Below are 22,142 nucleotides of genomic sequence, written 5' to 3' on the forward strand. Positions count from 1 at the left end.
GTGTTTAAGATTTTAGACCTTTATATCGGTCGAACTATTATTGTTACCTCGACTATGGTGTTGGCGACCTTTGTTGGTCTGTCTGCCATCATCAAGTATGTCGAGCAGCTGCGTAAAGTTGGCCAAGGTAGTTATGACTTGATTCAAGCTTTGTTCTTTGTTGGCTTGAGTATTCCGCGTGATATCGAAATGTTCTTCCCAATGGCGGCACTACTCGGTGCGCTGATTGGCCTCGGTATGTTAGCGTCAAGCTCTGAACTGGTCGTGATGCAAGCGGCGGGCTTTTCTAAGCTGGACATTGGTCTATCGGTGTTAAAAACGGCGGTGCCGTTGATGATTATCGTTACTGTGTTGGGCCAATGGGGCGCTCCTCAGGCGCAGAAAATGGCGCGAGACTTACGCGCTTTCTCGACCAGTAACGGTGCGATTATGTCGGTTCGAACCGGGGTTTGGGCGCGAGATGCCAATGATTTTATCTTTATTGGTAAAATTGAAGATGAAAGACTCTATGGTCTACAGATGTGGCGTTTTGATGATAACAAACAGTTACAGAATGTCTTTTACGCCAAAGAGGCTGACTATGTCGGTGACAAAAATTGGCTGATGAAAGATGTGCAAGTGACCAACATGTCAGATCCAGTGCGCTTATCGAAAGAGACGTTGCCAGAACTAAGTTGGACAACCTCACTGGAGCCAGAGCGCTTAGCTGTGGTGACGGTGAAGCCAGAAGAGCTTTCTTTGCTTGGTTTATATGATTATGTCGATTACTTAAAAGCATCAGAGCAAGATGCTTCACGTTATGAATTGGCATTTTGGCGCAAGGTGACACAACCGTTTTCGATTGCGGTAATGATGTTGATGGCGCTGTCGTTCATCTTTGGGCCACTGCGCAGTGTGACGATGGGGGCGCGTATCTTATCGGGCGTAGTTGCAGGCTTTTCGTTCTACATTTCGAGTGAGTTTTTTGGACCACTTAGCTTGGTATACAACATTCCCCCCGCCTTTGGTGCGATTATGCCAAGTATCGTCTTCTTAATTATTGCGATCATGCTGCTTAGACGTAAGCTCTAGCACATACCGAGCTGCGAGCAAAATAACAAAGCCCTCATCAAGAGGGCTTTTTCATATCCGTGACGCGGTCAATGCGCTTGATTAATCGAAATCACCATGTACTTTGCGATTAATATCGTCAGCGACAGAAGTGACGCCTTTTTCAAAGGTGGCACAGCCAGAAAGGGCGAATAAGGTACAAATGACCAATAGATACTTTTTCATTTTAGAATCCTTGAAATGAATACGCTGGCATTAAATGGTTTCGAGTAAATTTAAGCCATGTTATCGCTAAGCACAAGCGTGCCTCTGAGCTAAATAAACAGCCAACAAGCAATAAAAAAGCAGCGATAAACGCTGCCTTTAAAAAATCATGAGAATCGCGGTACGCTATTTGAAGCGCATAGAAAGATCCATCGCTTTTAAGTGCTTAGTCAGTGCACCAACAGAGATGTAATCCACACCCGTTTCAGCGTATTCGCGAATGGTCTCTAAGGTGACGTTACCCGAGTTTTCGAGTGCTGCACGACCTGCGTTAATCGCTACCGCTTCACGCATCATATCGGTGGTGAAGTTATCCAACATGATAATATCGGCGCCAGCTTCAATCGCTTCTTTTAGTTCCGCTAGGCTTTCTGTTTCAACTTCAACCGGTTTACCAGGATTTAGTTCTTTAGCGGTGCTAACTGCTTGAGAGATACCACCACAAGCAATGATGTGGTTTTCTTTGATCAGATACGCATCAAACACACCAATACGGTGATTGTAACCGCCGCCACATGCGACAGCGTATTTCAGAGCGCTACGAAGACCAGGAATAGTTTTACGCGTATCAAGCAAGCGGCAGTCTGTGCCAGCAATTTTCTCGGCATAGCGCGCAACGGTAGTCGCACAGCCAGACAGCGTTTGGATAAAGTTCATTGCGTTGCGCTCGCCAGTTAATAGTGCGCGCGCAGGTCCTGATAGAGTACAAAGCACTTGGTTTGGCTCGACAGTATCACCATCTTGTACATGCCAGTGGATCGTTACTTCGCCACCAAGCTGCTTGAATACTTCATCAGCCCATGCTTGACCACAGAAAACACCATGCTCACGAGTGATGATAGTTGCTTCATTCTGCGCATCGGCAGGGATCAGACTTGCGGTGATGTCGTTAGCCGCATTGAGTGTGCCGCCGAGATCTTCTTTCAAAGTTTCGCTGACCGCACGAGTGATCTCTAATGGAAGTTGCTGCTTCAAATATTCAAGACGTTCTTGGCTATTGTGTGTGTTTTTCATCGCAAATCTAATACGCAGTTGAACAGAGGAGGGAATGATACGCTGACTGCGAGTGAAATTCAGCCATTAATCTCGCATTTCAGTTAAAATTGACCCCAGTTATGGAAAATGAGAAATAGCCAAATGATTGATCCGCAAGGTTGGTATCAAGCCGCACGTCATGTGCCATCCCCGTTTTTTGACCATCGCAGCGATAGTGAGGATATCTCATTGTTGGTGATCCATAACATTAGCCTACCGCCGGGCAAGTTTGGGGGGCCTTACATTGAACAGTTTTTTCTCGGCACTCTAGATGCTGATGAGCATCCCTTTTTTAAAGTGATACACAAAATGGGCGTGTCGGCGCACTGTTTGATTCGTCGGGACGGTGAGGTGGTGCAGTTTGTTTCGTTTCGCGATAGAGCGTGGCATGCCGGGGCATCAAGTTTTTCTGGGCGTGAGCGTTGTAACGACTATTCGATTGGCATAGAGATGGAAGGCAGTGACTACGTTGCGTACACCGATGAGCAATATCAAGCACTCAGCACGCTGAGCTTGCAGTTAATGCAACACTATCCACTCATCACGCTGCCACGTATTACTGGCCATCAATATATTGCCCCGCTGCGCAAAACCGATCCAGGACTGGTGTTTGACTGGGTGAGATACCGAGAGGCGCTACGTTAAGAAGCGAGAAGATTGCATTCGAGAGGTGACCATGTTCACCTCTCAATTCTCACTCTCGCCTCTCTGTGGCTCTTAAAGCGTGGCTTGATATTCGGTGAGAACTTGCTCGACCCAAGTGGCAATGCGTTCATCGCTCAATTCGTATTGTGAATCTTCATCCAGGGCTAAGCCGACAAACATGCTGCCATCTTCGGTTAGCGCCTTCGAGGCTTCAAATTGGTACTGCTCGTCGTTTGGCCAGTAACCGACAATGGTTGCACCGGCTTGTTTGACTTGATCGTGCAGTAGGCCCATGGCATCCAAATACCATTCGCCGTAACCTTCTTGGTCACCAAGGCCAAACAGAGCCACGGTTTTACCTTGCAGTGGTTGGCTGTTAATACTGTCCCAGATCGCGAGCCAATCTTCTTGAATCTCACCAAAATCCCAAGTAGAAATACCTAAGATTAATAAGTCGTAATCTGCCATTGTCGAAAGAGGAGACTCTTTGACGTTGTGAATATCCACTAAGTCATCGCCCATGATGGCGCGCATCTTCTCTGCTGCCATTTCGGTGTAGCAAGTGGTTGAGCCGTAAAATAGACCGATTTTCATCATCGTTTATCTTTCTAAATGGAGTGTTAGCGAATTCTAACCACAAAATGGTCTGCTTTGCAGCGAATATCGGTCATCAATTGAATTTTTATGGCTTTGTTTGCTGTATGCATTTACAGTAAAGATAAATGTGTCGTTAAAAATTAGAGAGTGGTTTTGTCAGAAATAATGTCACCGGATCAAGGGGTTGTTGAGCAGTTTCTTGATGCGATGTGGATGGAACGAGGGTTGTCGGAAAACACCTTATCGTCTTACCGCACCGATTTATTCAAGCTACTGACGTGGATGAAACAACACAACTACCGTCTTGATTTTATTAGCTTGTCTGGCTTGCAGGAATACCAATCGTGGTTGGCCGATCAAGATTACAAGCAAACGTCGCGCGCGCGGATGTTGTCGGCGATTCGTCGTTTGTTTCAATATTTGCACCGTGAGAAAATTCGCGCCGATGACCCGAGCGCCTTGTTGGTGAGCCCTAAGTTACCCAAGCGACTACCGAAAGACCTCAGTGAGGCCCAAGTGGATGCGTTACTTAATGCGCCCGATCCAAACGATGCGATTGAACTGCGTGATAAAGCAATGTTGGAATTGTTGTATGCCACCGGTCTGCGTGTCACCGAATTAGTCAGTTTGACGATGGAAAATATCAGCTTACGACAAGGTGTTGTGCGAGTAACCGGTAAGGGTGGCAAAGAGCGTTTAGTGCCAATGGGTGAAAATGCCATCGATTGGATTGAAACTTTTCTTCAACAAGGGCGGTCTGAGTTACTTGGGGAGAAAACCTCTGATGTCGTTTTCCCAAGTAAACGAGCACGACAAATGACCCGACAAACCTTTTGGCATCGTATTAAGTATTATGCGGTGTTAGCTGGGATTGATACTGAGTTACTTTCGCCACATGTGTTGCGTCATGCATTTGCAACCCATTTGCTAAACTATGGCGCAGATCTACGTGTGGTGCAGATGTTGCTTGGGCATAGTGACTTGTCGACCACACAAATCTATACTCACGTCGCAACAGAGCGATTGAAACAGCTTCATAGTGAACATCACCCAAGGGCTTCGCTCTTGCGTTAGAGATTTTATTTAAGGTGAATAGAATGAGCGTATTACGCCGAATGACATTACTTGCGTTGCCTTTTTTTGCAGCGACTGCTTTTGCTAACGTAAGTAGCGAGACACAAATTAATAAATCAGAGTTGGCTGAGCGCTTTGCTAAGTTGGGCTTGCAGGTGACAGATGTTGTACCTGCTGATATTAAAGGCTTGGTTGAAGTACAAACTAACGGTGGTGTTTTATTTGCCTCACCAGATGGCGAGTATTTTATTGCCGGTTCGCTATACCAGTTGGATGACAAAGGTGGCTACCAAGACGTTATTGCTCAGCGCCAAGCGCCGATCAACGCAGCTAAGATTGATGCAATGAAAGACTCAGTGATTGAGTTTAAAGCCGACAATGAAAAATATGTAGTGACGGTCTTTACCGATATTACTTGTGGCTACTGCGTGAAGTTGCACCGTGAATTACAAGATTACAATGATCTTGGTATTACCGTGCGCTACATGGCCTTCCCTCGCCAAGGGCCCGTTGGTGATGTCGCAGATCAAATGGCTTCAATTTGGTGTGCTGACGATCCACAGGCAGCAATGCATGATGGTAAAGTAAACCGAAAATTCCCAGCCAAAGGCGACAATTTCGCTCAATGCCAAGATACGATTCAAAAACACTATATGTTAGGTCGTGAATTAGGCATCAGCGGTACGCCTGCCATTTTCCTTCCGAACGGTGAAATGGTTGGCGGTTATGTTCCAGCAGAGAAATTGCTGCAACGTCTAGAACAAAAATAACCACAAGGAAGTAGGCTCAATTGAGCCTACTTTTATTTTATGATGATAGAAATTCAACGTCGTCCTGAAGTCGATATTTCCCAGTTACCAGACTCCATTGCACCGTTATTGCGTCGCCTGTACCTCAGCCGCGGCATCCACTCGATGCAGCAGTTAGACAATGGTGTACGCGGCTTACATTCATATCAAAAACTGCATGGCATTCAGCTGGCGGTGGAATTGCTGTTTACCGCGATTAAAACCAATCAGCGCATTATCGTCGTCGGGGATTTTGACGCCGATGGCGCGACCAGCTCTGCGCTTTCTGTCCTTGCGTTACGTATGCTTGGTAGCAGCAATGTCGATTACCTTGTGCCAAATCGATTTGAAGATGGTTACGGCTTAAGCCCTGAAGTGGTTGATCAGGCCATCGCGATTGGCGCGCAGGTGATTATGACGGTTGATAACGGCGTGTCATCCATTGAAGGGGTTCGCTACGCCAAAGAGCAAGGTTTACAAGTCTTGGTAACCGATCACCACTTACCGGGCTCTGAGTTGCCGATTGCCGATGCGATGGTCAATCCTAATCTGCAAGAGTGTGCTTTTCCGTCGAAATCGTTAGCGGGTGTTGGCGTTGCTTTTTATTTGATGATGGCACTGTGTGTACACATGCGTAACCTTGGTTGGTTTAGCCAGCAGGGTATGGCAGAGCCTAAGTTAATGGAACTGATTGATTTGGTGGCATTAGGTACCGTGGCTGACGTGGTCTCTTTGGATGAGAATAACCGCATTCTGGTCCATCAAGGTTTGCAACGTATTCGGGCTGGTCATGCTCGCCCAGGTATCCAAGCCTTGATTGAAGTGGCTAAAAAAGACGCCAGCCGTTTAGTTGCTTCTGATTTTGGTTTTGCCTTAGGTCCACGCATTAACGCTGCCGGTCGTTTGGATGACATGTCTTTCGGCGTTGAGTTGCTGCTAAGCAATAATATCCATGTCGCACGCCGCATGGCGAGTGAGTTAGATGGCCTCAATCAAACTCGTAAAGAGATTGAAGAGGGCATGAAGCAAGAGGCAATGGCTTTTTGTGAGCGTCTGCAGTTTGGAGAGAATGCCGAACTTCCGTTTGGTTTAGTATTATTCCAACGCGATTGGCATCAAGGTGTGATTGGTATTTTAGCTTCTCGTATCAAAGAGAAGTTTCATCGCCCAGTGATTGCCTTTGCTGATGGTGGGGACGGCATCATAAAAGGCTCTTGTCGCTCGATACCAGGCTTACACATGCGTGACACACTGGATCGCATTGATACGCAAAACCCTGGTTTGATCCTGAAATTCGGTGGTCATGCGATGGCGGCAGGGTTATCGATTGAAGAGAAAAACTTCGAACGCTTTGCTCGTTTATACGACCAAGCAGTGAAAGAAGAACTCGATGAAGCGGCCTTGAAAGGTATAGTACTATCTGACGGAGAATTAGCCCCAGAAGAGTTCTCTATGCACGTGGCACAAATGCTACGCGCAGGTGGCCCTTGGGGACAATCATTCCCAGAACCCGTTTTTGACGGCGAGTTTAAAGTTCTGCATCAGAAATTAGTGGGCGAGAAGCATCTTAAATTGATGTTAGAGCCGCTGTTTAAAGGCCATCCCACTAATATTATGATTGATGGTATCGCGTTTAATGTCGATTTACGTCGCTGGCCAGATGCTTCAGTTAAAACGGTACGTCTGGCATACAAGCTTGATATCAATGAGTTTCGTGGAAATCAGTCATTGCAATTACTGATCGATCATCTCGAAGCAAAATAGTGTTCTGTCGTTGTACATTTGGTGGCGCTTCTATCTAAGGCGCCACTAAACCGCTTGTTTTCAATGCTCCTTAGCCCTTCTCTCATCTTCCATTGTTCATGATCTTATTTAGGTCTTTTTTCGCTCATCAATATTGAAGCCGCGGTGACAAATAGGTTTCGCATCTTCGATGCTGGTTTCGGATAAAAACACATTCTATTCACGTCGAAGATGGCGAAAAAATACCAATTAAGAATGATTTCTCACATTCATTCATACTTCTTTAAAACTGACCAATTATAGTGTGATCGCTAGCACGATTTCCGCCCAGTTGTTCATCTTTTGTAATTGGCATGACCAATTACATCAGTGTTTCATGTGAATGATGTTAATGGATGGTTGCTGGGGGCTTGGTTTTATGATTTGGGTCAATTTTTGGCTGGAATTTGCGTTTTTAATATGTTAATTTCTTTCCACACTAAATTGGTATGACCAATTAACTGCAAAGAGTAAAGAACGATAATTTATGGCTTATCAAAGGATTCGTCAGCCAAAGCTCTCTGATGTAATAGAACAAGAGCTTGAAAGGTTGATAGTAGAAGGAACACTGTCTCCGGGGCAACAATTGCCACCAGAGCGCGAACTGGCTAAACAGTTCGATGTTTCTCGTCCTTCGATCCGTGAAGCTATCCAACGTTTGGAAGCCAAACGTCTTCTCACTCGTCGTCAAGGCGGCGGTACATTTGTCAGTGAGAATCTTTGGAAGGGCTTTTCGGATCCTCTGCTAAATTTATTATCGAGCCATTCAGAAACTCAATTAGATTTACTCGAATCGCGCCATGCGATGGAAGGTATTTCGGCTTATTTTGCAGCGTTGCGTGGTACTGATGAAGATTTTGCTCGTATTCAAGCCTCATTAGAAGGCATTGGTGCACAACAAGATAAGCAAGACGTCGCCGCTGAAGCTGCTGCGGTAATGCAATTTCTAATTGCGTTGACTGAAGCTGCTCACAATGTGGTTTTGCTGCACATTGTGCGTAGTTTAGCGCCATTACTTGAGCAAAATATTTTACAGAATTTGAAATTGCTGCACCGCCGACAAGAAGTGGTGGAGAAAGTAAGTAAGCACCGAGCCAATATTGTGGATGCGATTGTTTCTGGTCAGCCGGAAAAGGCGCGTGAAATGTCTCATTCCCATTTGGCTTATATCGAAGAAATATTGTTGGATTTGACTCGTGAAGAGTCTCGACGTGAGCGCTCTTTACGTCGAATTCAGCAGGGTAACGAATAAGTAGATCCAACCAACAGAAGGATAGATCGGCATGTCTGATATGAAGCATGACGTAGATGCACTGGAAACTCAAGATTGGCTGCAAGCGCTTGAATCAGTTGTACGTGAAGAAGGTGTAGAACGCGCTCAATATTTACTAGAGCAAGTTTTGGATAAAGCTCGTCTTGATGGCGTTGATATGGCTACAGGTATCAACACAAACTACATCAATACGATCCCAGCTGCGCAAGAACCTGCTTACCCAGGTGATACAACGCTAGAGCGTCGTATTCGTTCAATCATTCGCTGGAATGCGATCATGATTGTACTTCGCGCATCTAAGAAAGACCTAGACCTAGGTGGTCACATGGCTTCTTACCAGTCTGCAGCAGCATTCTACGAAGTATGTTTCAACCACTTCTTCCGTGCTCCGAATGAGACGGACGGTGGTGACTTGGTGTACTACCAAGGTCATATCTCTCCAGGTATCTACTCGCGCGCATTCGTTGAAGGCCGTCTAACTGAAGAACAGCTAGATAACTTCCGTCAAGAAGTCGATGGTAAAGGTATTCCTTCATACCCACACCCTAAATTAATGCCTGAATTCTGGCAGTTCCCAACAGTATCGATGGGTCTAGGTCCAATTTCAGCTATCTATCAAGCTCGCTTCTTGAAGTACCTTGATGGCCGTGGTCTTAAGCAAACTTCAGCTCAACGCGTTTATGCCTTCCTAGGTGACGGTGAGATGGATGAGCCAGAATCACGCGGTGCGATCTCGTTCGCTGCACGTGAAAAACTAGACAACCTATGTTTCCTAATCAACTGTAACCTACAGCGCCTAGATGGCCCGGTTATGGGTAACGGCAGCATCATCCAAGAACTAGAAGGCCTATTTAAAGGCGCTGGTTGGAACGTTGTTAAAGTTATTTGGGGTAGCAACTGGGATTCACTACTTGCAAAAGACACCACTGGTAAGCTTCTTCAACTTATGAACGAAACGATCGATGGTGACTACCAGACGTTCAAATCTAAAGATGGCGCATACGTACGTGAGCACTTCTTTGGTAAGTACCCAGAAACAGCTGCACTTGTTGCAGACATGACCGATGACGAAATCTTCGCACTTAAGCGTGGTGGTCATGATTCATCTAAACTGTTTGCTGCGTTCAACAATGCAAAAGAAACCAACGGTAAACCAACTGTAATCCTAGCGAAAACAGTAAAAGGTTACGGTATGGGTGATGCAGCAGAAGGTAAGAACATTGCGCACGGTGTGAAGAAAATGGACATGACTCATGTTCAACACCTACGTGATCGCCTAGGTCTAGAAGACATTCTTTCAGATGAGAAGATCAAAGAACTTCCATACTTGAAGCTGGAAGAAGGCACGCCTGAATACGAATACTTACACGCTCGTCGTAAAGCTCTACACGGCTATACACCTGCGCGTCTGCCTAAATTTACTCAAGAATTCAAAGTTCCTGAGCTAGAAGAATTCGCGCCGCTTCTTGGTGAGCAAAAGCGTGAAATCTCGACCACAATGGCTTATGTACGTACGCTAAACATTCTGCTTAAAGATAAGAACATTGGTAAGAACATCGTTCCTATCATCTGTGATGAAGCGCGTACATTCGGTATGGAAGGTCTATTCCGTCAGGTTGGTATCTACAACCCACACGGTCAAGAATACACGCCAGAAGACCGCGGTGTAGTCTCTTACTACAAAGAAGCGACTTCAGGTCAGGTTCTACAAGAAGGTATCAACGAGCTAGGTTCAATGGCGTCTTGGGTTGCAGCCGCAACGTCATACAGCACCAACGATCTACCAATGATCCCATTCTACATCTACTACTCAATGTTCGGTTTCCAACGTATTGGTGACATGGCATGGCTAGCAGGTGACCAACAAGCTCGTGGCTTCCTACTAGGTGCTACAGCGGGTCGTACAACGCTAAACGGTGAAGGTCTACAGCACGAAGACGGTCATTCGCACATCATGGCGAACACTGTACCTAACTGTATCTCTTACGATCCAACGTTTGCTTACGAGCTAGCGGTAATCATGCAAGACGGTATCCGTCGCATGTACGGTGAGAACCAAGAGAACGTTTACTACTACCTAACAGTAATGAACGAAAACTACGCAATGCCAGCAATGCCAGAAGGCGCTGAAGAAGGCATTCGTAAGGGTATCTACAAGCTTGAGTCTTACGCAGGTAGTAAAGGCAAAGTTCAGTTAATGAGCTCTGGTACTATCATGAACGAAGCGCGTAAAGCAGCACAGATCCTAAGTGAAGATTACGGCGTAGCGTCTGACGTATTCTCTGTAACGTCATTCAACGAACTAACTCGTGATGGCCAAGCGGTAGAGCGTGACAACATGCTACACCCTGAAGCAGAAGCGAAAGTACCGTACATCACGACGGTTCTTGGTAACGAACCTGCAATCGCAGTGACGGATTACATGAAGAACTACGCTGAGCAAGTACGTGCATTTGTTCCAGCTGAGTCTTACAAAGTGTTGGGTACTGATGGCTTCGGTCGTTCAGACAGCCGTGAAAACCTACGTCGTCACTTCGAAGTGAACGCAGGTTATGTGGTAGTTGCAGCTCTAACTGAGCTTGTGAAACGTGGCGATATGGATAAATCTGTGGTTGTTGAAGCAATCAAGAAATTCAACATCGATACTGAAAAAACTAACCCACAATACGCATAAGCAACGCTTAATTAAAAGGTAGATAAGCAATGGCAATCGAAATTAATGTACCAGACATCGGTGCGGATGAGGTTGAAGTTACTGAGATTCTTGTAAGCGTTGGCGACAAGGTTGAAGAAGAGCAGTCTCTAATCACAGTTGAAGGCGATAAAGCTTCTATGGAAGTTCCTGCATCTCAAGCGGGTATCGTTAAAGAAATCAAAATCGCTGTTGGCGACTCGGTTTCTACTGGTTCTCTAATCATGCTATTCGTTGAAGAGAATGTCGAAGCCGAGGGTGCAGCGCAAGCTGCACCTGCTCCAGCGGTTGAAGCGGCTCCAGTAGCGGCTCCTGCGGCAGCAGCGGCAGTCGAATTGAAAGAAGTTCACGTACCAGACATTGGTGGCGATGAAGTTGAAGTGACTGAAATCATGGTAGCAGTTGGCGACTCAATTGAAGAAGAGCAATCTCTTCTAACCGTTGAAGGCGACAAAGCTTCTATGGAAGTACCAGCACCATTTGCCGGTACACTAAAAGAAATCAAAATCGCGGTAGGTGATTCAGTATCAACTGGCTCACTTGTGATGATCTTTGAAGTTGGCGCAGCAGCGGGTTCAGCACCTGTAGCTCCAGCGGCAGCAGCACCAATTGCAGCGGCTCCAGCAGCGTCGGCAGCAAAAGATGTACACGTTCCAGACATCGGCGGTGATGAACGTTGAAGTCACTGAAATCATGGTAGCGGTTGGCGATACAGTAGAAGAAGAGCAATCTCTAATCACTGTTGAAGGCGACAAAGCATCGATGGAAGTACCAGCACCATTCGCGGGTACCATCAAAGAGATCAAAATTGCAGCTGGCGATAAAGTAACCACAGGTTCTTTAATCATGGTCTTTGAAGTAGCAGGCGCAGCTCCAGTAGCGGCTCCAGTTGCTCAAGCAGCTCCAGCACAAGCGGCAGCACCTGTTGCAGCGGCGCCTAAAGCAGAAGCTCCAGCAGCAACTGGCGACTTCCAAGAGAACGGTGACTACGCGCACGCATCTCCAGTGGTTCGTCGTCTTGCTCGTGAATTTGGCGTAAACCTTTCTAAAGTTAAAGGGTCTGGTCGTAAGAGCCGTATCCTGAAAGAAGACGTACAGTCTTACGTTAAAGATGCACTGAAACGTCTAGAGTCTGGTGCTGCGGCAGCAGGCAAAGGCGGTGATGGTTCTGCACTTGGTCTACTACCATGGCCAAAAGTTGATTTCAGCAAGTTTGGTGAGACAGAAGTTAAGCCTCTTTCTAAGATCAAGAAGATTTCAGGCGCTAACCTGCACCGTAACTGGGTAATGATCCCGCACGTTACACAGTGGGATAACGCTGACATCACTGAGCTAGAAGCATTCCGTAAAGAGCAGAACGCAATCGAAGCGAAGAACGACACTGGCATGAAGATCACACCACTTGTGTTCATCATGAAAGCCGTTGCGAAAGCACTAGAAGCGTTCCCTGCATTTAACTCTTCACTTTCTGACGATGGCGAAAGCATCATCCTGAAGAAATACGTGAACGTAGGTATTGCAGTTGATACACCAAACGGTCTGGTTGTTCCTGTATTTAAAGACGTGAACAAAAAAGGCATCTACGAGCTTTCTGAAGAGCTAATGGTTGTCTCTAAGAAAGCACGTTCTGGCAAGCTGACTGCTGCGGATATGCAAGGTGGCTGTTTCACTATCTCGAGCCTAGGTGGCATCGGTGGTACTGCATTTACGCCAATCGTAAATGCACCAGAAGTAGGCATCCTTGGTGTGTCTAAGTCTGAAATCAAACCTGTTTGGAACGGTAAAGAGTTTGAACCGCGTCTACAACTTCCACTGTCACTATCATACGATCACCGTGTGATTGATGGTGCTGAAGGTGCGCGTTTCATTACTTACCTAAACAGCGCGCTATCAGACATCCGTCGTCTCGTTCTGTAATTAGATAAGACGAATCAGAGGCGGCACTTTTGCCGCCTCTTCTATCAAAGATATTTAAATAATTGGATCCTTCTGTGCTGTTGCTATTGTCATGGCTACACGCATAGAGAGAGTCGAATTGTTGTCTAGCTCACAGGCTAAATTGAATTACTTTTCACATCGTTAACATCTCTGTAAACTATTGACGGTCTGAAAAAGCTGTTTAAAACAATAAAAAACGTTTGAAACAATAATCTCAATACCCATTCAGCCTGTTAGGGATAATGACTACAAGAGGTCAAAATGAGCAAAGAAATTAAAGCCCAAGTTGTTGTACTTGGTTCTGGTCCTGCTGGTTACTCTGCTGCCTTCCGTTGTGCAGACCTAGGTCTTGAAACTGTGTTAGTTGAGCGTTACAGCACTCTTGGTGGTGTCTGCCTTAACGTAGGTTGTATCCCATCAAAAGCACTACTGCACGTATCGAAAGTTATCGAAGAAGCAAAAGCACTTTCTGAGCACGGCATCGTATTTGGCGAACCGCAAACTGACATCAACAAGATCCGTTTGTGGAAAGAAAAAGTAGTAACCCAACTGACTGGCGGTCTTAGCGGTATGGCTAAGATGCGTGACGTAACGGTTGTAAACGGCTACGGTAAATTCACCGGACCTAACTCAATCCTTGTCGAAGGCGAAGGCGAGTCAACAGTAGTTAACTTTGACAACGCTATCGTGGCTGCCGGTTCTCGTCCGATCAAACTGCCGTTCATTCCGCATGAAGACCCACGTATTTGGGATTCAACCGATGCACTTGAGCTGAAAGAAGTGCCTGAGAAACTGCTTATCATGGGTGGTGGTATCATCGGTCTTGAGATGGGTACGGTTTACCACTCACTGGGTTCTAAAGTTGACGTGGTTGAAATGTTTGACCAAGTTATCCCAGCAGCAGACAAAGACATCGTTAAAGTATTCACTAAACGCATTGAGAAGAAATTCAACTTGATGCTAGAAACGAAAGTAACAGCAGTTGAAGCGAAAGAAGATGGTATCTACGTTTCAATGGAAGGTAAAAAAGCGCCAGCAGAAGCTGAGCGTTACGATGCCGTTCTTGTTGCTATCGGTCGTGTACCAAACGGTCTTCTTATCGATGGCGCGAAAGCGGGTATCGAAATTGATGAGCGCGGCTTTATCAACGTTGATAAGCAAATGCGTACTAACGTACCGCACATCTTTGCTATCGGTGATATCGTTGGCCAACCAATGCTTGCGCACAAAGGTGTGCATGAAGGTCACGTAGCGGCAGAAGTTATTTCTGGTAAGAAGCACTACTTCGATCCTAAAGTAATTCCTTCAATTGCTTACACTGAGCCAGAAGTTGCATGGGTTGGTAAAACTGAGAAAGAAGCAAAAGCGGAAGGTATCAAGTACGAAGTGGCGACATTCCCATGGGCAGCATCAGGTCGTGCAATCGCCTCTGACTGTGCAGACGGTATGACTAAGCTAATCTTCGACAAAGAGACTCACCGCGTCATTGGTGGTGCTATCGTTGGTACTAACGGTGGTGAACTACTCGGTGAAATTGGCCTTGCAATCGAGATGGGTTGTGACGCTGAAGACATCGCACTGACTATCCACGCTCACCCAACTCTACATGAGTCAGTGGGTCTAGCGGCGGAAGTGTTTGAAGGTTCAATTACTGACCTGCCAAACAAAAAAGCAGTGAAAAAGAAAAAGTAATTCTTAACTGATAAATAGAAACCGCAGCCTAGGCTGCGGTTTTTTTTGCGTTGAATCTTTTCATTGCTCTTCGGTGATGAGTTTCACCTGTGAGAGGAATTACGCTTCTTCTTTATAAATACACAACATGTTTAGATAGCTGTCCGCTAGTTTCAACATCGCTTGTTCATCGGTGTGGCGGTTAGCTTGCACAAACAGTGAATAACAAATGCCGTGGAATAGCGTTGCAAGATCAGCAGGATCATGATCGTTACACACTTCGCCGCGCTCCATCGCTTTGATAAACATGTTTTGCACTAATAACTGGTTAGTTCGGTTGGTGCTAACAAACAGTGGCCAGACTTCATCACGGGTTGACGCGCTCCACTCAAACCACACTTTAAGCCAATGACAATCTTCAGCGATGAGATTAACCATCTCTGATGTCAAATTCGCGAGGTTTTGTTTGGCGTGTAAATCTAGGTCGATATTGTCTGAAAGAAAATTAGAGAACTGACGTACCACATAGTTCAGTACATCATCGACTAAGTCTTCACGTGTTGGGAAGTAGTTGAATACCGTGGCGACCGATACTTGTGCAATTTCCGCAATATCGGCATGACCACCACGACCAATCCCACGGCGCGCAAATACATCCAGAGAAATATCCATCAGCTGTTGCTTACGTTTTTTGGGCGAGAGTCGGGTGCGGGGTCTTTTTGCTATAGAGTCCATATTAATTTAAATCCTTGCCAAATGAGTTGATTACATCCATGCACATCATCATTCTTAGGTTCTCTTATTCAATTTGAGCGATATCAATGGAATAAGAGTACTGCTGACCCCGGAAAATAAGGCGCATCTTAGTAAATGGGCTTTGCCCTAATTAGTATTTTATTAATTGTATATCGCGCTTATGAGTGTAATGGTGCATATGGTTAGGGTCAACATTTTCAGTACACTTAATAATCAATTTTGTTAGTAACGTGCGAAAGGTCATACTGTTTTTCGCTTGTTTCAGAGAATTGTAGTCGCTTGAGGTTTATTCTCTTTCTGTGCTGGTGTTAAACTACGCGCTTGCAAACGCCCAACGGTGTCTGAGCTACTATTATTAGACGCTAAAAATGACAAGCGAGAGTGGTATGAAACATACAATAGAAGTAATGATTTCTGAGCAGGAAGTTCAGGAACGTGTGCGTGAATTAGGTAAACAGATCACGGCTCATTATCAAGGCAGTGAAGATCTTGTCTTGGTTGGTCTACTACGTGGTTCTTTTGTCTTTATGGCTGACCTTGCACGTGCTATCGAACTTACTCACCAAGTTGATTTCATGACTGCGTCTAGCTATGGCAACACCATGGAAAGCTCGCGCGACGTACGCATCCTTAAAGACCTTGATGATGACATCAAAGGCAAAGACGTGCTGCTGGTTGAAGACATTATCGATACGGGTAACACGCTGAACAAAGTTCGCGAAATCCTTTCGCTACGTGAGCCAAAGTCGATTGAAATCTGTACCTTACTAGATAAGCCTTCTCGTCGCGAAGTCGATGTACCAGTACAGTGGATTGGTTTTGAAATTCCAGATGAATTCGTTGTTGGTGTGGGTATCGATTACGCCCAAAAATACCGTCACCTACCATACATCGGTAAAGTGGTTCCTCAAGAATAAGCCAATGGCTTAATAATGCTTGAGTGGAAAGATTAAAAAAGCCCATCACGGTAACGTGGTGGGCTTTTTGCTATGTATTCATCTGTATAAGCTGAGCGATTAGCGACACAGCAGTTTGAAATCAGGGTTAAGAATCGCTTCCAATGAAGAGAGGTAAGAAGCTTCTACTGATTCTTTCGAGTTGGAGCGATTACCTAGATATTGCAAACGCCCATCATCAATACCATAAACCACACCGTGAATTTCAACTTCTTGACCGCGTTCCCATGCATTTTGAATGATGGTTGAGTTGCCTAAGTTATACACTTGCTCTGCTACGTTGATCTCACCCAGTTTATCGGCTTTATCTGCTTCAGACATTTGGTCAAGGTAAGCGCGGTGTTTGAAATAGATATCGCGGATGTGCAACAACCAGTTATTGATCAGACCCAATTGCGGGTTATCAATCGCTGCATTGACACCACCACAGCCATAGTGACCACAGATAATGATGTGTTTGATTTTCAACACATCCACTGCGTACTGCACCACAGATAGGCAGTTAAGATCTGTATGCACTACGAGGTTTGCTACATTACGGTGTACAAACAACTCGCCAGAAAATAATCCGGTTAAACGTTCTGCTGGTACGCGGCTGTCAGAACAACCAATCCAGAGAAAGTCAGGCTTTTGCCCTTCCGCAAGTCGGGTAAAATATTCAGGTCGTTCTGATTTGATTTCTTCAGACCATTTCGAGTTATTGTCGAACAACTGTTTCATTTTCGGCATTGTCGTTACTTATATCCCTAAAGTTTCTGCTCAACAATATACACAATGTTACAAAGCCATTCTCTAAAAAAATGCATGAAAATGCACTCATCTGACGTGTTGCTGTAGTCAAAATCATAAACTTAGTCATTTTTATGCCAAATCTATCAGTTGTTATAGGTGTGTGATGTAATTAACACTGTCGTATCGCTAGTAACGTTTGGTAATATAAATCGGTTTGGCTGTTTACTATTGCAGGGAGCGATATGTTGTTTGGAGATCGTTTTAAAGAGATCAATTTGAAGGGAGATCTGTTTGGTGGTGTGACGACCGCTATCATCTCTTTGCCATTGGCGCTGGCATTTGGTGTTGCCTCCGGAGCCGGGGCTGAAGCTGGCTTGTGGGGCGCGATCATGGTTGGTTTGTTTGCGGCACTGTTTGGTGGCTCATCAACGCTGATCTCAGAACCAACAGGCCCAATGACAGTGATCATGACTGCGGTATTGACCAGCATGATGGCTAAGTACCCAGAGACAGGTATGGCGATGACGTTTACCGTAGTGATGATGGCCGGTGCTTTTCAAGTATTACTCGGTACGTTAAAGCTGGGAAAATACGTCACTTTGATGCCATATAGCGTGATTTCCGGATTTATGTCGGGGATTGGCGTTATTCTTATTATTTTGCAACTCTCGCCGTTATTAGGCCACGCAGCGCCCTCTGGCGGGGTGATGGGCACTTTGTCTGCATTGCCCGATACATTGGCTAACGTGAAATTTGGTGAACTGTTTTTGGGCGCGCTAACGCTCGGAATTTTATTTTTCTTTCCATCGAAATACCGCAAATACGTGCCTGCCCAATTAGTTGCATTAGTTGCGGTGACGTTACTCTCGGTTATTTTGTTTGATAACGATGCGATTCGCCGCATTGGTGAAATCCCTGCCGGGTTGCCTTCGTTAGTCGTGCCGCACATTAATACAGAAATGTTTACCACCATGGTGATTGATGCCTTGGTGCTGGGAACATTGGGCTGTATTGATACTTTATTGACGGCGGTTATCGGTGATTCATTAACTCGAAAAGAGCATGACTCTGATAAAGAGCTGCGTGGTCAAGGCCTTGCGAATATGCTCTCTGGCTTGTTTGGCGCATTGCCAGGGGCAGGTGCCACCATGGGCACGGTGACCAATATTCAAGTTGGAGCACGCTCGCCACTTTCTGGGGTGATTCGTGCATTGATGCTGGCATTGGTGGTCCTTGTCGCGGGGGGCTTAACCGAGCCGATTCCAATGGCGGTGCTGGCCGGTATTGCGGTCTATGTTGGTTTTAACATCCTTGATTGGAGTTTTATTCAACGAGCACACAAAGTGAGTGTGCAGGGTATGGCGATCATGTACGGCGTGATGCTACTGACGGTGTTTGTTGATTTGATTGCTGCGGTGGGATTGGGGGTTTTCATTTCCAATATTATCATCATTGAACGCTTGAGCCGTGAGCAGGCGCGCCAAGTTAAAGCCATCAGTGATGCTGATGAAGACGATGTACCACTGACGGAAAGTGAACGTGGCTTACTTGACCAAGCAAATGGCAAGGTACTGTTTTTCTATCTGTCAGGGCCGATGATTTTTAGTGTCTCGAAAGCGATTTCTCGTCAGCACAGCAGTATTGATGAATATGAAGCGATGATTCTTGATCTGACCGATGTGCCGATGATTGATGTCACCGTTGGTCTGGCATTGGAAAATGCGATTAACGATGCGCTTGATGCTCATTGTGCGGTGTATTTACTCTGTCCGAATAAACAGATTTGGCAGCAATTAGAGAAATTCCACATTCTCGATTTAGTGCCGGGGCAAAACATATACTCGTTCCGTTACGAAGCGCTACGTGCTGCGATTAAACATGTTGAAACGGATGAACATCAGATGATTACCGTTTAATTTGACCAATAGATTAGTGATTTAATTGAGGCCGTAAGAGAGATCTTACGGTCTTTTTATTTATCGCTAGGCTAAATGTTTCGAACTTATTCGAAAGGTTTATTTGTAATCATCGTTATTCGACGATAAACTGATTTGAAATTGATAGTCGCTAACCGCTTTGTCATCGAAAAGCGGTTGGTCACAACAAGCGAGCGATTATGTACGCATTAGAAATAGATCAGCTAAGAAAGACTTATGCTGGCGGATTTGAAGCATTGAAAGGTGTTAGCCTGAATGTGGAAAAAGGGGATTTTTACGCTTTACTCGGGCCGAACGGCGCGGGTAAATCAACCACGATTGGGGTTATTTCCTCGTTGGTAAATAAGAGTTCAGGCAAGGTTAAAATTTTTGGCTTTGATATCGATAGCGATCTTGAACGAGCAAAGCAGAATCTTGGTTTGGTACCGCAAGAATTTAACTTTAATCCGTTTGAAACGGTTGAACAAATCGTACTGCAGCAAGCGGGTTACTATGGCGTTGCCAAGTCGCTTGCTAAGCAACGCGCTGAAAAATATCTGACCAAGTTAGACTTGTGGGAAAAGCGCAAAGAGCGCGCGCGTAACCTTTCTGGTGGTATGAAGCGTCGTTTGATGATCGCGCGTGCCTTGATGCATGAGCCACAACTTCTGATCCTCGATGAACCAACCGCAGGGGTGGATATTGAATTGCGCCGCTCAATGTGGGAATTCCTCAAAGAGATCAATTCAGAGCAAGGTATTACGATTATTTTGACCACACACTATCTTGAAGAGGCAGAAATGCTGTGTCGTAACATCGGTATTATCAATCGTGGTGAGTTGATTGAAAACACCTCGATGAAGGCGTTGCTCTCTAAACTGGATGTGGAAACGTTTATTCTGGATGTCGATACGGAGCAAACTCTTCCAGAGTTAGAAGGGGTCATTTCTCAACATGAAATCAATGGCTCGCTTGAAATTGAAATTGCCAAGAATAAAGGACTTAACCATGTGTTTGCTCAGTTGAGTGAGCAAGGTGTTCAGGTGATGTCGATGCGCAATAAAGCTAATCGATTGGAAGAGCTGTTTGTCAGCATTGTTCAGCAACAAAGCCGAGGCGAATAATATGTATCAACTTTACTGGACGGCTTTTTGTAGCTTATTGACTAAAGAAATCAATCGTTTTACGCGAATTTGGGTTCAAACTCTTGTTCCACCAGCGATCACGATGACGCTCTATTTTATTATCTTTGGTAACTTAATCGGTTCACGCATTGGCGAAATGAACGGTTTTAGCTATATGGAATATATCGTACCGGGTTTGATCATGATGTCGGTGATCACCAACTCATATTCCAATGTTGCATCGTCGTTCTTCAGCTCTAAGTTCCAACGCAATATTGAAGAGCTATTGGTTGCACCAGTACCAAACTACGTCATCATTCTTGGCTTTGTCATGGGCGGCGTGGTGCGGGGCTTGCTGGTGGGGACAATCGTGACGTTTGTGTCGCTGTTTTTTGTTGACCTACAAGTGGATCATTGGGGCATTATCATTGCTACCGTCTTTTTGACTTCAGTGGTTTTTTCTTTGGGTGGCTTGATTAATGCAGTCTATGCGCGCACGTTTGATGATATCTCAATCATCCCAACCTTCGTACTGACACCTCTAACCTATTTGGGTGGCGTGTTTTACTCGATCAGTTTGTTGCCTGAGTTTTGGCAGGGCATTTCGAAGATTAACCCTATCGTCTATATGGTCAATGCGTTCCGCTACGGCTTTTTGGGTGTTTCCGATGTTGGCATTGTCACTTCATTTGGTGTGCTGGGAGTGTTTGTTGTCGTATTGTACGCGATTGCTCATTACCTAGTGACTAAAGGCATTGGCTTACGTTCGTAGGGTGTGAAGAAGCGAGAGGGTAGAGCGCTTCGCTAGAGAAGTAAGGTGGTTAGTTACGAGGTGTTTTTAGATTCTCAAAGCTTTGCTGTTTCTAATTGAACACTCATAAAAAAGGTTGGCATGTGCCAACCTTTTTTGTTTTATGCCTGTCGCTAGCGGTTGAGCCTAACTCTCTGGAGAGTTCTCTTCGCTAGTATCAGCCTCTTCTTTCGCTTCAGTCGCCATCTCAACCGTTTGGTTATCAATTAGGCGAGCTTTACCTAGGAAAGCTGACATCAGAATCACAGCTTGAGTGGTTTCTGCTGTGATGGTTTGTAGTGTGCGAGCATCACGAATGAAGATTTCATCCGGTTGTAAGCCGGCAGCGCGTAGTTGGTCGCTGGCATCTTCAATCACTGAGGCGTAATCATCACGGCCACCGCGCATCGCACTACTGATCCAACGCATAGTACGAGCTAAAACAGGGGCACGTTGACGTTCGTCGAGAGTGAGCAGGCCGTTGCGTGAACTCATGGCTAAGCCATCCATTTCACGTACGGTTGGAACACCGATGATTTCGATATCCATCGCCAAGTCTTCCACCATCTTGCGGATGATCGCCAGTTGTTGGAAATCTTTCTCACCAAAACAAGCTATGTTTGGTTGAACGATGTTGAAAAGCTTCGTCACGATGGTCGATACGCCACGGAAGTGACCAGGACGAGACGCACCTTCAAGCATGGTTGACAGTACTGGCACATCAACCGATGTTTGGCTTTCTAAACCTTCAGGGTAGATGGTTTCAGGTGTTGGGGTAAAAACCAACTCGACACCTTCGCCATTGAGCTTGTTTAAGTCGTCTTCTAGAGTGCGAGGATAATTATTAAGGTCATCTGCGCGCTCAAATTGCATTGGGTTGACGAAGATACTCACTACCACGATATCAGCGTATTCACGTGCTTTACGAACCAGCGTGAGGTGACCTTCGTGAAGGTTGCCCATGGTTGGGACAAAAGCGACTTTGCGACCGTCACGCTTATACTGTTTGATCTGCTCGCGTAGAGCTGAAATGTCAGCAAATGTTTGCATGATGATATC

General features: G+C 45.5%; 18 protein-coding genes and 1 pseudogene. 13 read left to right on the forward strand and 6 right to left on the reverse strand.

What is annotated here, in order from left to right:
- Positions 1 to 1,071 carry an LPS export ABC transporter permease LptG gene (gene lptG, locus RH88_RS02275; protein ID WP_005593177.1) on the forward strand — a complete coding sequence of 357 codons (1,071 nt, stop codon included), beginning with the start codon at positions 1 to 3 and terminating at the stop codon, positions 1,069 to 1,071.
- Positions 1,072 to 1,152: 81 nt separating this feature from the next.
- Here the strand turns inward: lptG and RH88_RS23510 are convergent, their stop codons facing one another.
- Both RH88_RS23510 and nadC read right to left on the reverse strand, forming a co-directional pair.
- Positions 1,153 to 1,275, reverse strand: coding sequence for a lipoprotein (locus tag RH88_RS23510; protein ID WP_005593178.1), 123 nt, complete (start codon positions 1,273 to 1,275; stop codon positions 1,153 to 1,155).
- 165 nt (positions 1,276 to 1,440) lie between these two features.
- A complete protein-coding gene (gene nadC / locus RH88_RS02280; protein ID WP_005593179.1) occupies positions 1,441 to 2,328 on the reverse strand; it encodes a carboxylating nicotinate-nucleotide diphosphorylase in 888 nt (295 codons plus the stop codon).
- A gap of 123 nt (positions 2,329 to 2,451) precedes the next feature.
- Here nadC and ampD point away from each other — a divergent pair, with 123 nt between their 5' ends.
- Entirely contained in the window at positions 2,452 to 2,994 is a 543-nt protein-coding gene (gene ampD, locus RH88_RS02285; protein ID WP_005593180.1) for a 1,6-anhydro-N-acetylmuramyl-L-alanine amidase AmpD, read from the forward strand.
- A gap of 72 nt (positions 2,995 to 3,066) precedes the next feature.
- Here ampD and fldB read toward each other — a convergent pair whose 3' ends face one another.
- The gene (fldB, locus tag RH88_RS02290) at positions 3,067 to 3,588 is read right to left on the reverse strand and encodes a flavodoxin FldB (RefSeq protein ID WP_005593182.1); all 522 of its coding nucleotides are present in this window, start codon (positions 3,586 to 3,588) and stop codon (positions 3,067 to 3,069) included.
- 168 nt (positions 3,589 to 3,756) lie between these two features.
- Between fldB and xerD the strand changes: the two genes are divergently transcribed.
- From xerD to lpdA, 7 genes and pseudogenes are all read left to right on the forward strand, one after another.
- On the forward strand, positions 3,757 to 4,665 hold the full coding sequence (xerD, locus tag RH88_RS02295) for a site-specific tyrosine recombinase XerD (protein ID WP_005593184.1): 909 nt from the start codon (positions 3,757 to 3,759) through the stop codon (positions 4,663 to 4,665).
- 23 nt (positions 4,666 to 4,688) lie between these two features.
- A complete protein-coding gene (gene dsbC / locus RH88_RS02300) occupies positions 4,689 to 5,435 on the forward strand; it encodes a bifunctional protein-disulfide isomerase/oxidoreductase DsbC (RefSeq protein ID WP_005593186.1) in 747 nt (248 codons plus the stop codon).
- A 42-nt stretch (positions 5,436 to 5,477) separates the two neighbouring features.
- Positions 5,478 to 7,217, forward strand: coding sequence for a single-stranded-DNA-specific exonuclease RecJ (recJ, locus tag RH88_RS02305; protein WP_040757811.1), 1,740 nt, complete (start codon positions 5,478 to 5,480; stop codon positions 7,215 to 7,217).
- 505 nt (positions 7,218 to 7,722) lie between these two features.
- Positions 7,723 to 8,487 carry a pyruvate dehydrogenase complex transcriptional repressor PdhR gene (gene pdhR / locus RH88_RS02310; RefSeq protein ID WP_005593188.1) on the forward strand — a complete coding sequence of 255 codons (765 nt, stop codon included), beginning with the start codon at positions 7,723 to 7,725 and terminating at the stop codon, positions 8,485 to 8,487.
- A gap of 31 nt (positions 8,488 to 8,518) precedes the next feature.
- Complete coding sequence (gene aceE, locus RH88_RS02315) at positions 8,519 to 11,182, forward strand: pyruvate dehydrogenase (acetyl-transferring), homodimeric type (RefSeq protein WP_005593189.1); 2,664 nt, start codon at positions 8,519 to 8,521, stop codon at positions 11,180 to 11,182.
- A gap of 29 nt (positions 11,183 to 11,211) precedes the next feature.
- Positions 11,212 to 13,117 (forward strand): annotated as a pseudogene (gene aceF / locus RH88_RS02320) (pyruvate dehydrogenase complex dihydrolipoyllysine-residue acetyltransferase).
- A gap of 282 nt (positions 13,118 to 13,399) precedes the next feature.
- Entirely contained in the window at positions 13,400 to 14,830 is a 1,431-nt protein-coding gene (gene lpdA / locus RH88_RS02325) for a dihydrolipoyl dehydrogenase (RefSeq protein ID WP_005593190.1), read from the forward strand.
- A 99-nt stretch (positions 14,831 to 14,929) separates the two neighbouring features.
- Here lpdA and RH88_RS02330 read toward each other — a convergent pair whose 3' ends face one another.
- On the reverse strand, positions 14,930 to 15,544 hold the full coding sequence (locus tag RH88_RS02330) for a LuxR/HapR/OpaR family quorum-sensing transcriptional regulator (RefSeq protein WP_005593191.1): 615 nt from the start codon (positions 15,542 to 15,544) through the stop codon (positions 14,930 to 14,932).
- A 407-nt stretch (positions 15,545 to 15,951) separates the two neighbouring features.
- On the opposite strand from RH88_RS02330, the gene hpt reads away from it, so the two are divergent.
- A complete protein-coding gene (gene hpt, locus RH88_RS02335) occupies positions 15,952 to 16,482 on the forward strand; it encodes a hypoxanthine phosphoribosyltransferase (protein ID WP_005593192.1) in 531 nt (176 codons plus the stop codon).
- 99 nt (positions 16,483 to 16,581) lie between these two features.
- Here hpt and can read toward each other — a convergent pair whose 3' ends face one another.
- A complete protein-coding gene (gene can / locus RH88_RS02340) occupies positions 16,582 to 17,250 on the reverse strand; it encodes a carbonate dehydratase (protein WP_005593193.1) in 669 nt (222 codons plus the stop codon).
- A gap of 245 nt (positions 17,251 to 17,495) precedes the next feature.
- Between can and RH88_RS02345 the strand changes: the two genes are divergently transcribed.
- The 3 genes from RH88_RS02345 (at position 17,496) to RH88_RS02355 (ending at position 21,065) form a co-directional block, all read left to right on the forward strand.
- Positions 17,496 to 19,169 (forward strand): SulP family inorganic anion transporter, encoded by a 1,674-nt coding sequence (locus RH88_RS02345; RefSeq protein ID WP_005593194.1) that lies wholly within the window; start codon positions 17,496 to 17,498, stop codon positions 19,167 to 19,169.
- Positions 19,170 to 19,369: 200 nt separating this feature from the next.
- Complete coding sequence (locus tag RH88_RS02350) at positions 19,370 to 20,293, forward strand: ABC transporter ATP-binding protein (RefSeq protein ID WP_005593195.1); 924 nt, start codon at positions 19,370 to 19,372, stop codon at positions 20,291 to 20,293.
- Position 20,294: 1 nt separating this feature from the next.
- Positions 20,295 to 21,065 (forward strand): ABC transporter permease, encoded by a 771-nt coding sequence (locus tag RH88_RS02355; protein ID WP_005593196.1) that lies wholly within the window; start codon positions 20,295 to 20,297, stop codon positions 21,063 to 21,065.
- Between the two features lie 165 nt (positions 21,066 to 21,230).
- Here RH88_RS02355 and panC read toward each other — a convergent pair whose 3' ends face one another.
- Positions 21,231 to 22,133 (reverse strand): pantoate--beta-alanine ligase, encoded by a 903-nt coding sequence (panC, locus tag RH88_RS02360; RefSeq protein WP_005593197.1) that lies wholly within the window; start codon positions 22,131 to 22,133, stop codon positions 21,231 to 21,233.
- Positions 22,134 to 22,142 lie beyond the last annotated feature (9 nt).

It is taken from the genome of Vibrio scophthalmi LMG 19158 (assembly GCF_000222585.1).
Lineage (GTDB): Bacteria > Pseudomonadota > Gammaproteobacteria > Enterobacterales > Vibrionaceae > Vibrio > Vibrio scophthalmi.

Excerpts from the sequence above, each read along its gene's own strand:
- RH88_RS23510 (WP_005593178.1), bottom strand. The coding sequence starts at position 1,275 with ATGAAAAAGTATCTATTGGTCATTTGTACCTTATTCGCCCTTTCTGGC.
- nadC (WP_005593179.1), bottom strand. The coding sequence starts at position 2,328 with ATGAAAAACACACACAATAGCCAAGAACGTCTTGAATATTTGAAGCAG.
- ampD (WP_005593180.1), top strand. The coding sequence starts at position 2,452 with ATGATTGATCCGCAAGGTTGGTATCAAGCCGCACGTCATGTGCCATCC.
- fldB (WP_005593182.1), bottom strand. The coding sequence starts at position 3,588 with ATGAAAATCGGTCTATTTTACGGCTCAACCACTTGCTACACCGAAATG.
- xerD (WP_005593184.1), top strand. The coding sequence starts at position 3,757 with ATGTCACCGGATCAAGGGGTTGTTGAGCAGTTTCTTGATGCGATGTGG.
- dsbC (WP_005593186.1), top strand. The coding sequence starts at position 4,689 with ATGAGCGTATTACGCCGAATGACATTACTTGCGTTGCCTTTTTTTGCA.
- recJ (WP_040757811.1), top strand. The coding sequence starts at position 5,478 with ATGATAGAAATTCAACGTCGTCCTGAAGTCGATATTTCCCAGTTACCA.
- pdhR (WP_005593188.1), top strand. The coding sequence starts at position 7,723 with ATGGCTTATCAAAGGATTCGTCAGCCAAAGCTCTCTGATGTAATAGAA.
- aceE (WP_005593189.1), top strand. The coding sequence starts at position 8,519 with ATGTCTGATATGAAGCATGACGTAGATGCACTGGAAACTCAAGATTGG.
- lpdA (WP_005593190.1), top strand. The coding sequence starts at position 13,400 with ATGAGCAAAGAAATTAAAGCCCAAGTTGTTGTACTTGGTTCTGGTCCT.
- RH88_RS02330 (WP_005593191.1), bottom strand. The coding sequence starts at position 15,544 with ATGGACTCTATAGCAAAAAGACCCCGCACCCGACTCTCGCCCAAAAAA.
- hpt (WP_005593192.1), top strand. The coding sequence starts at position 15,952 with ATGAAACATACAATAGAAGTAATGATTTCTGAGCAGGAAGTTCAGGAA.
- can (WP_005593193.1), bottom strand. The coding sequence starts at position 17,250 with ATGCCGAAAATGAAACAGTTGTTCGACAATAACTCGAAATGGTCTGAA.
- RH88_RS02345 (WP_005593194.1), top strand. The coding sequence starts at position 17,496 with ATGTTGTTTGGAGATCGTTTTAAAGAGATCAATTTGAAGGGAGATCTG.
- RH88_RS02350 (WP_005593195.1), top strand. The coding sequence starts at position 19,370 with ATGTACGCATTAGAAATAGATCAGCTAAGAAAGACTTATGCTGGCGGA.
- RH88_RS02355 (WP_005593196.1), top strand. The coding sequence starts at position 20,295 with ATGTATCAACTTTACTGGACGGCTTTTTGTAGCTTATTGACTAAAGAA.
- panC (WP_005593197.1), bottom strand. The coding sequence starts at position 22,133 with ATGCAAACATTTGCTGACATTTCAGCTCTACGCGAGCAGATCAAACAG.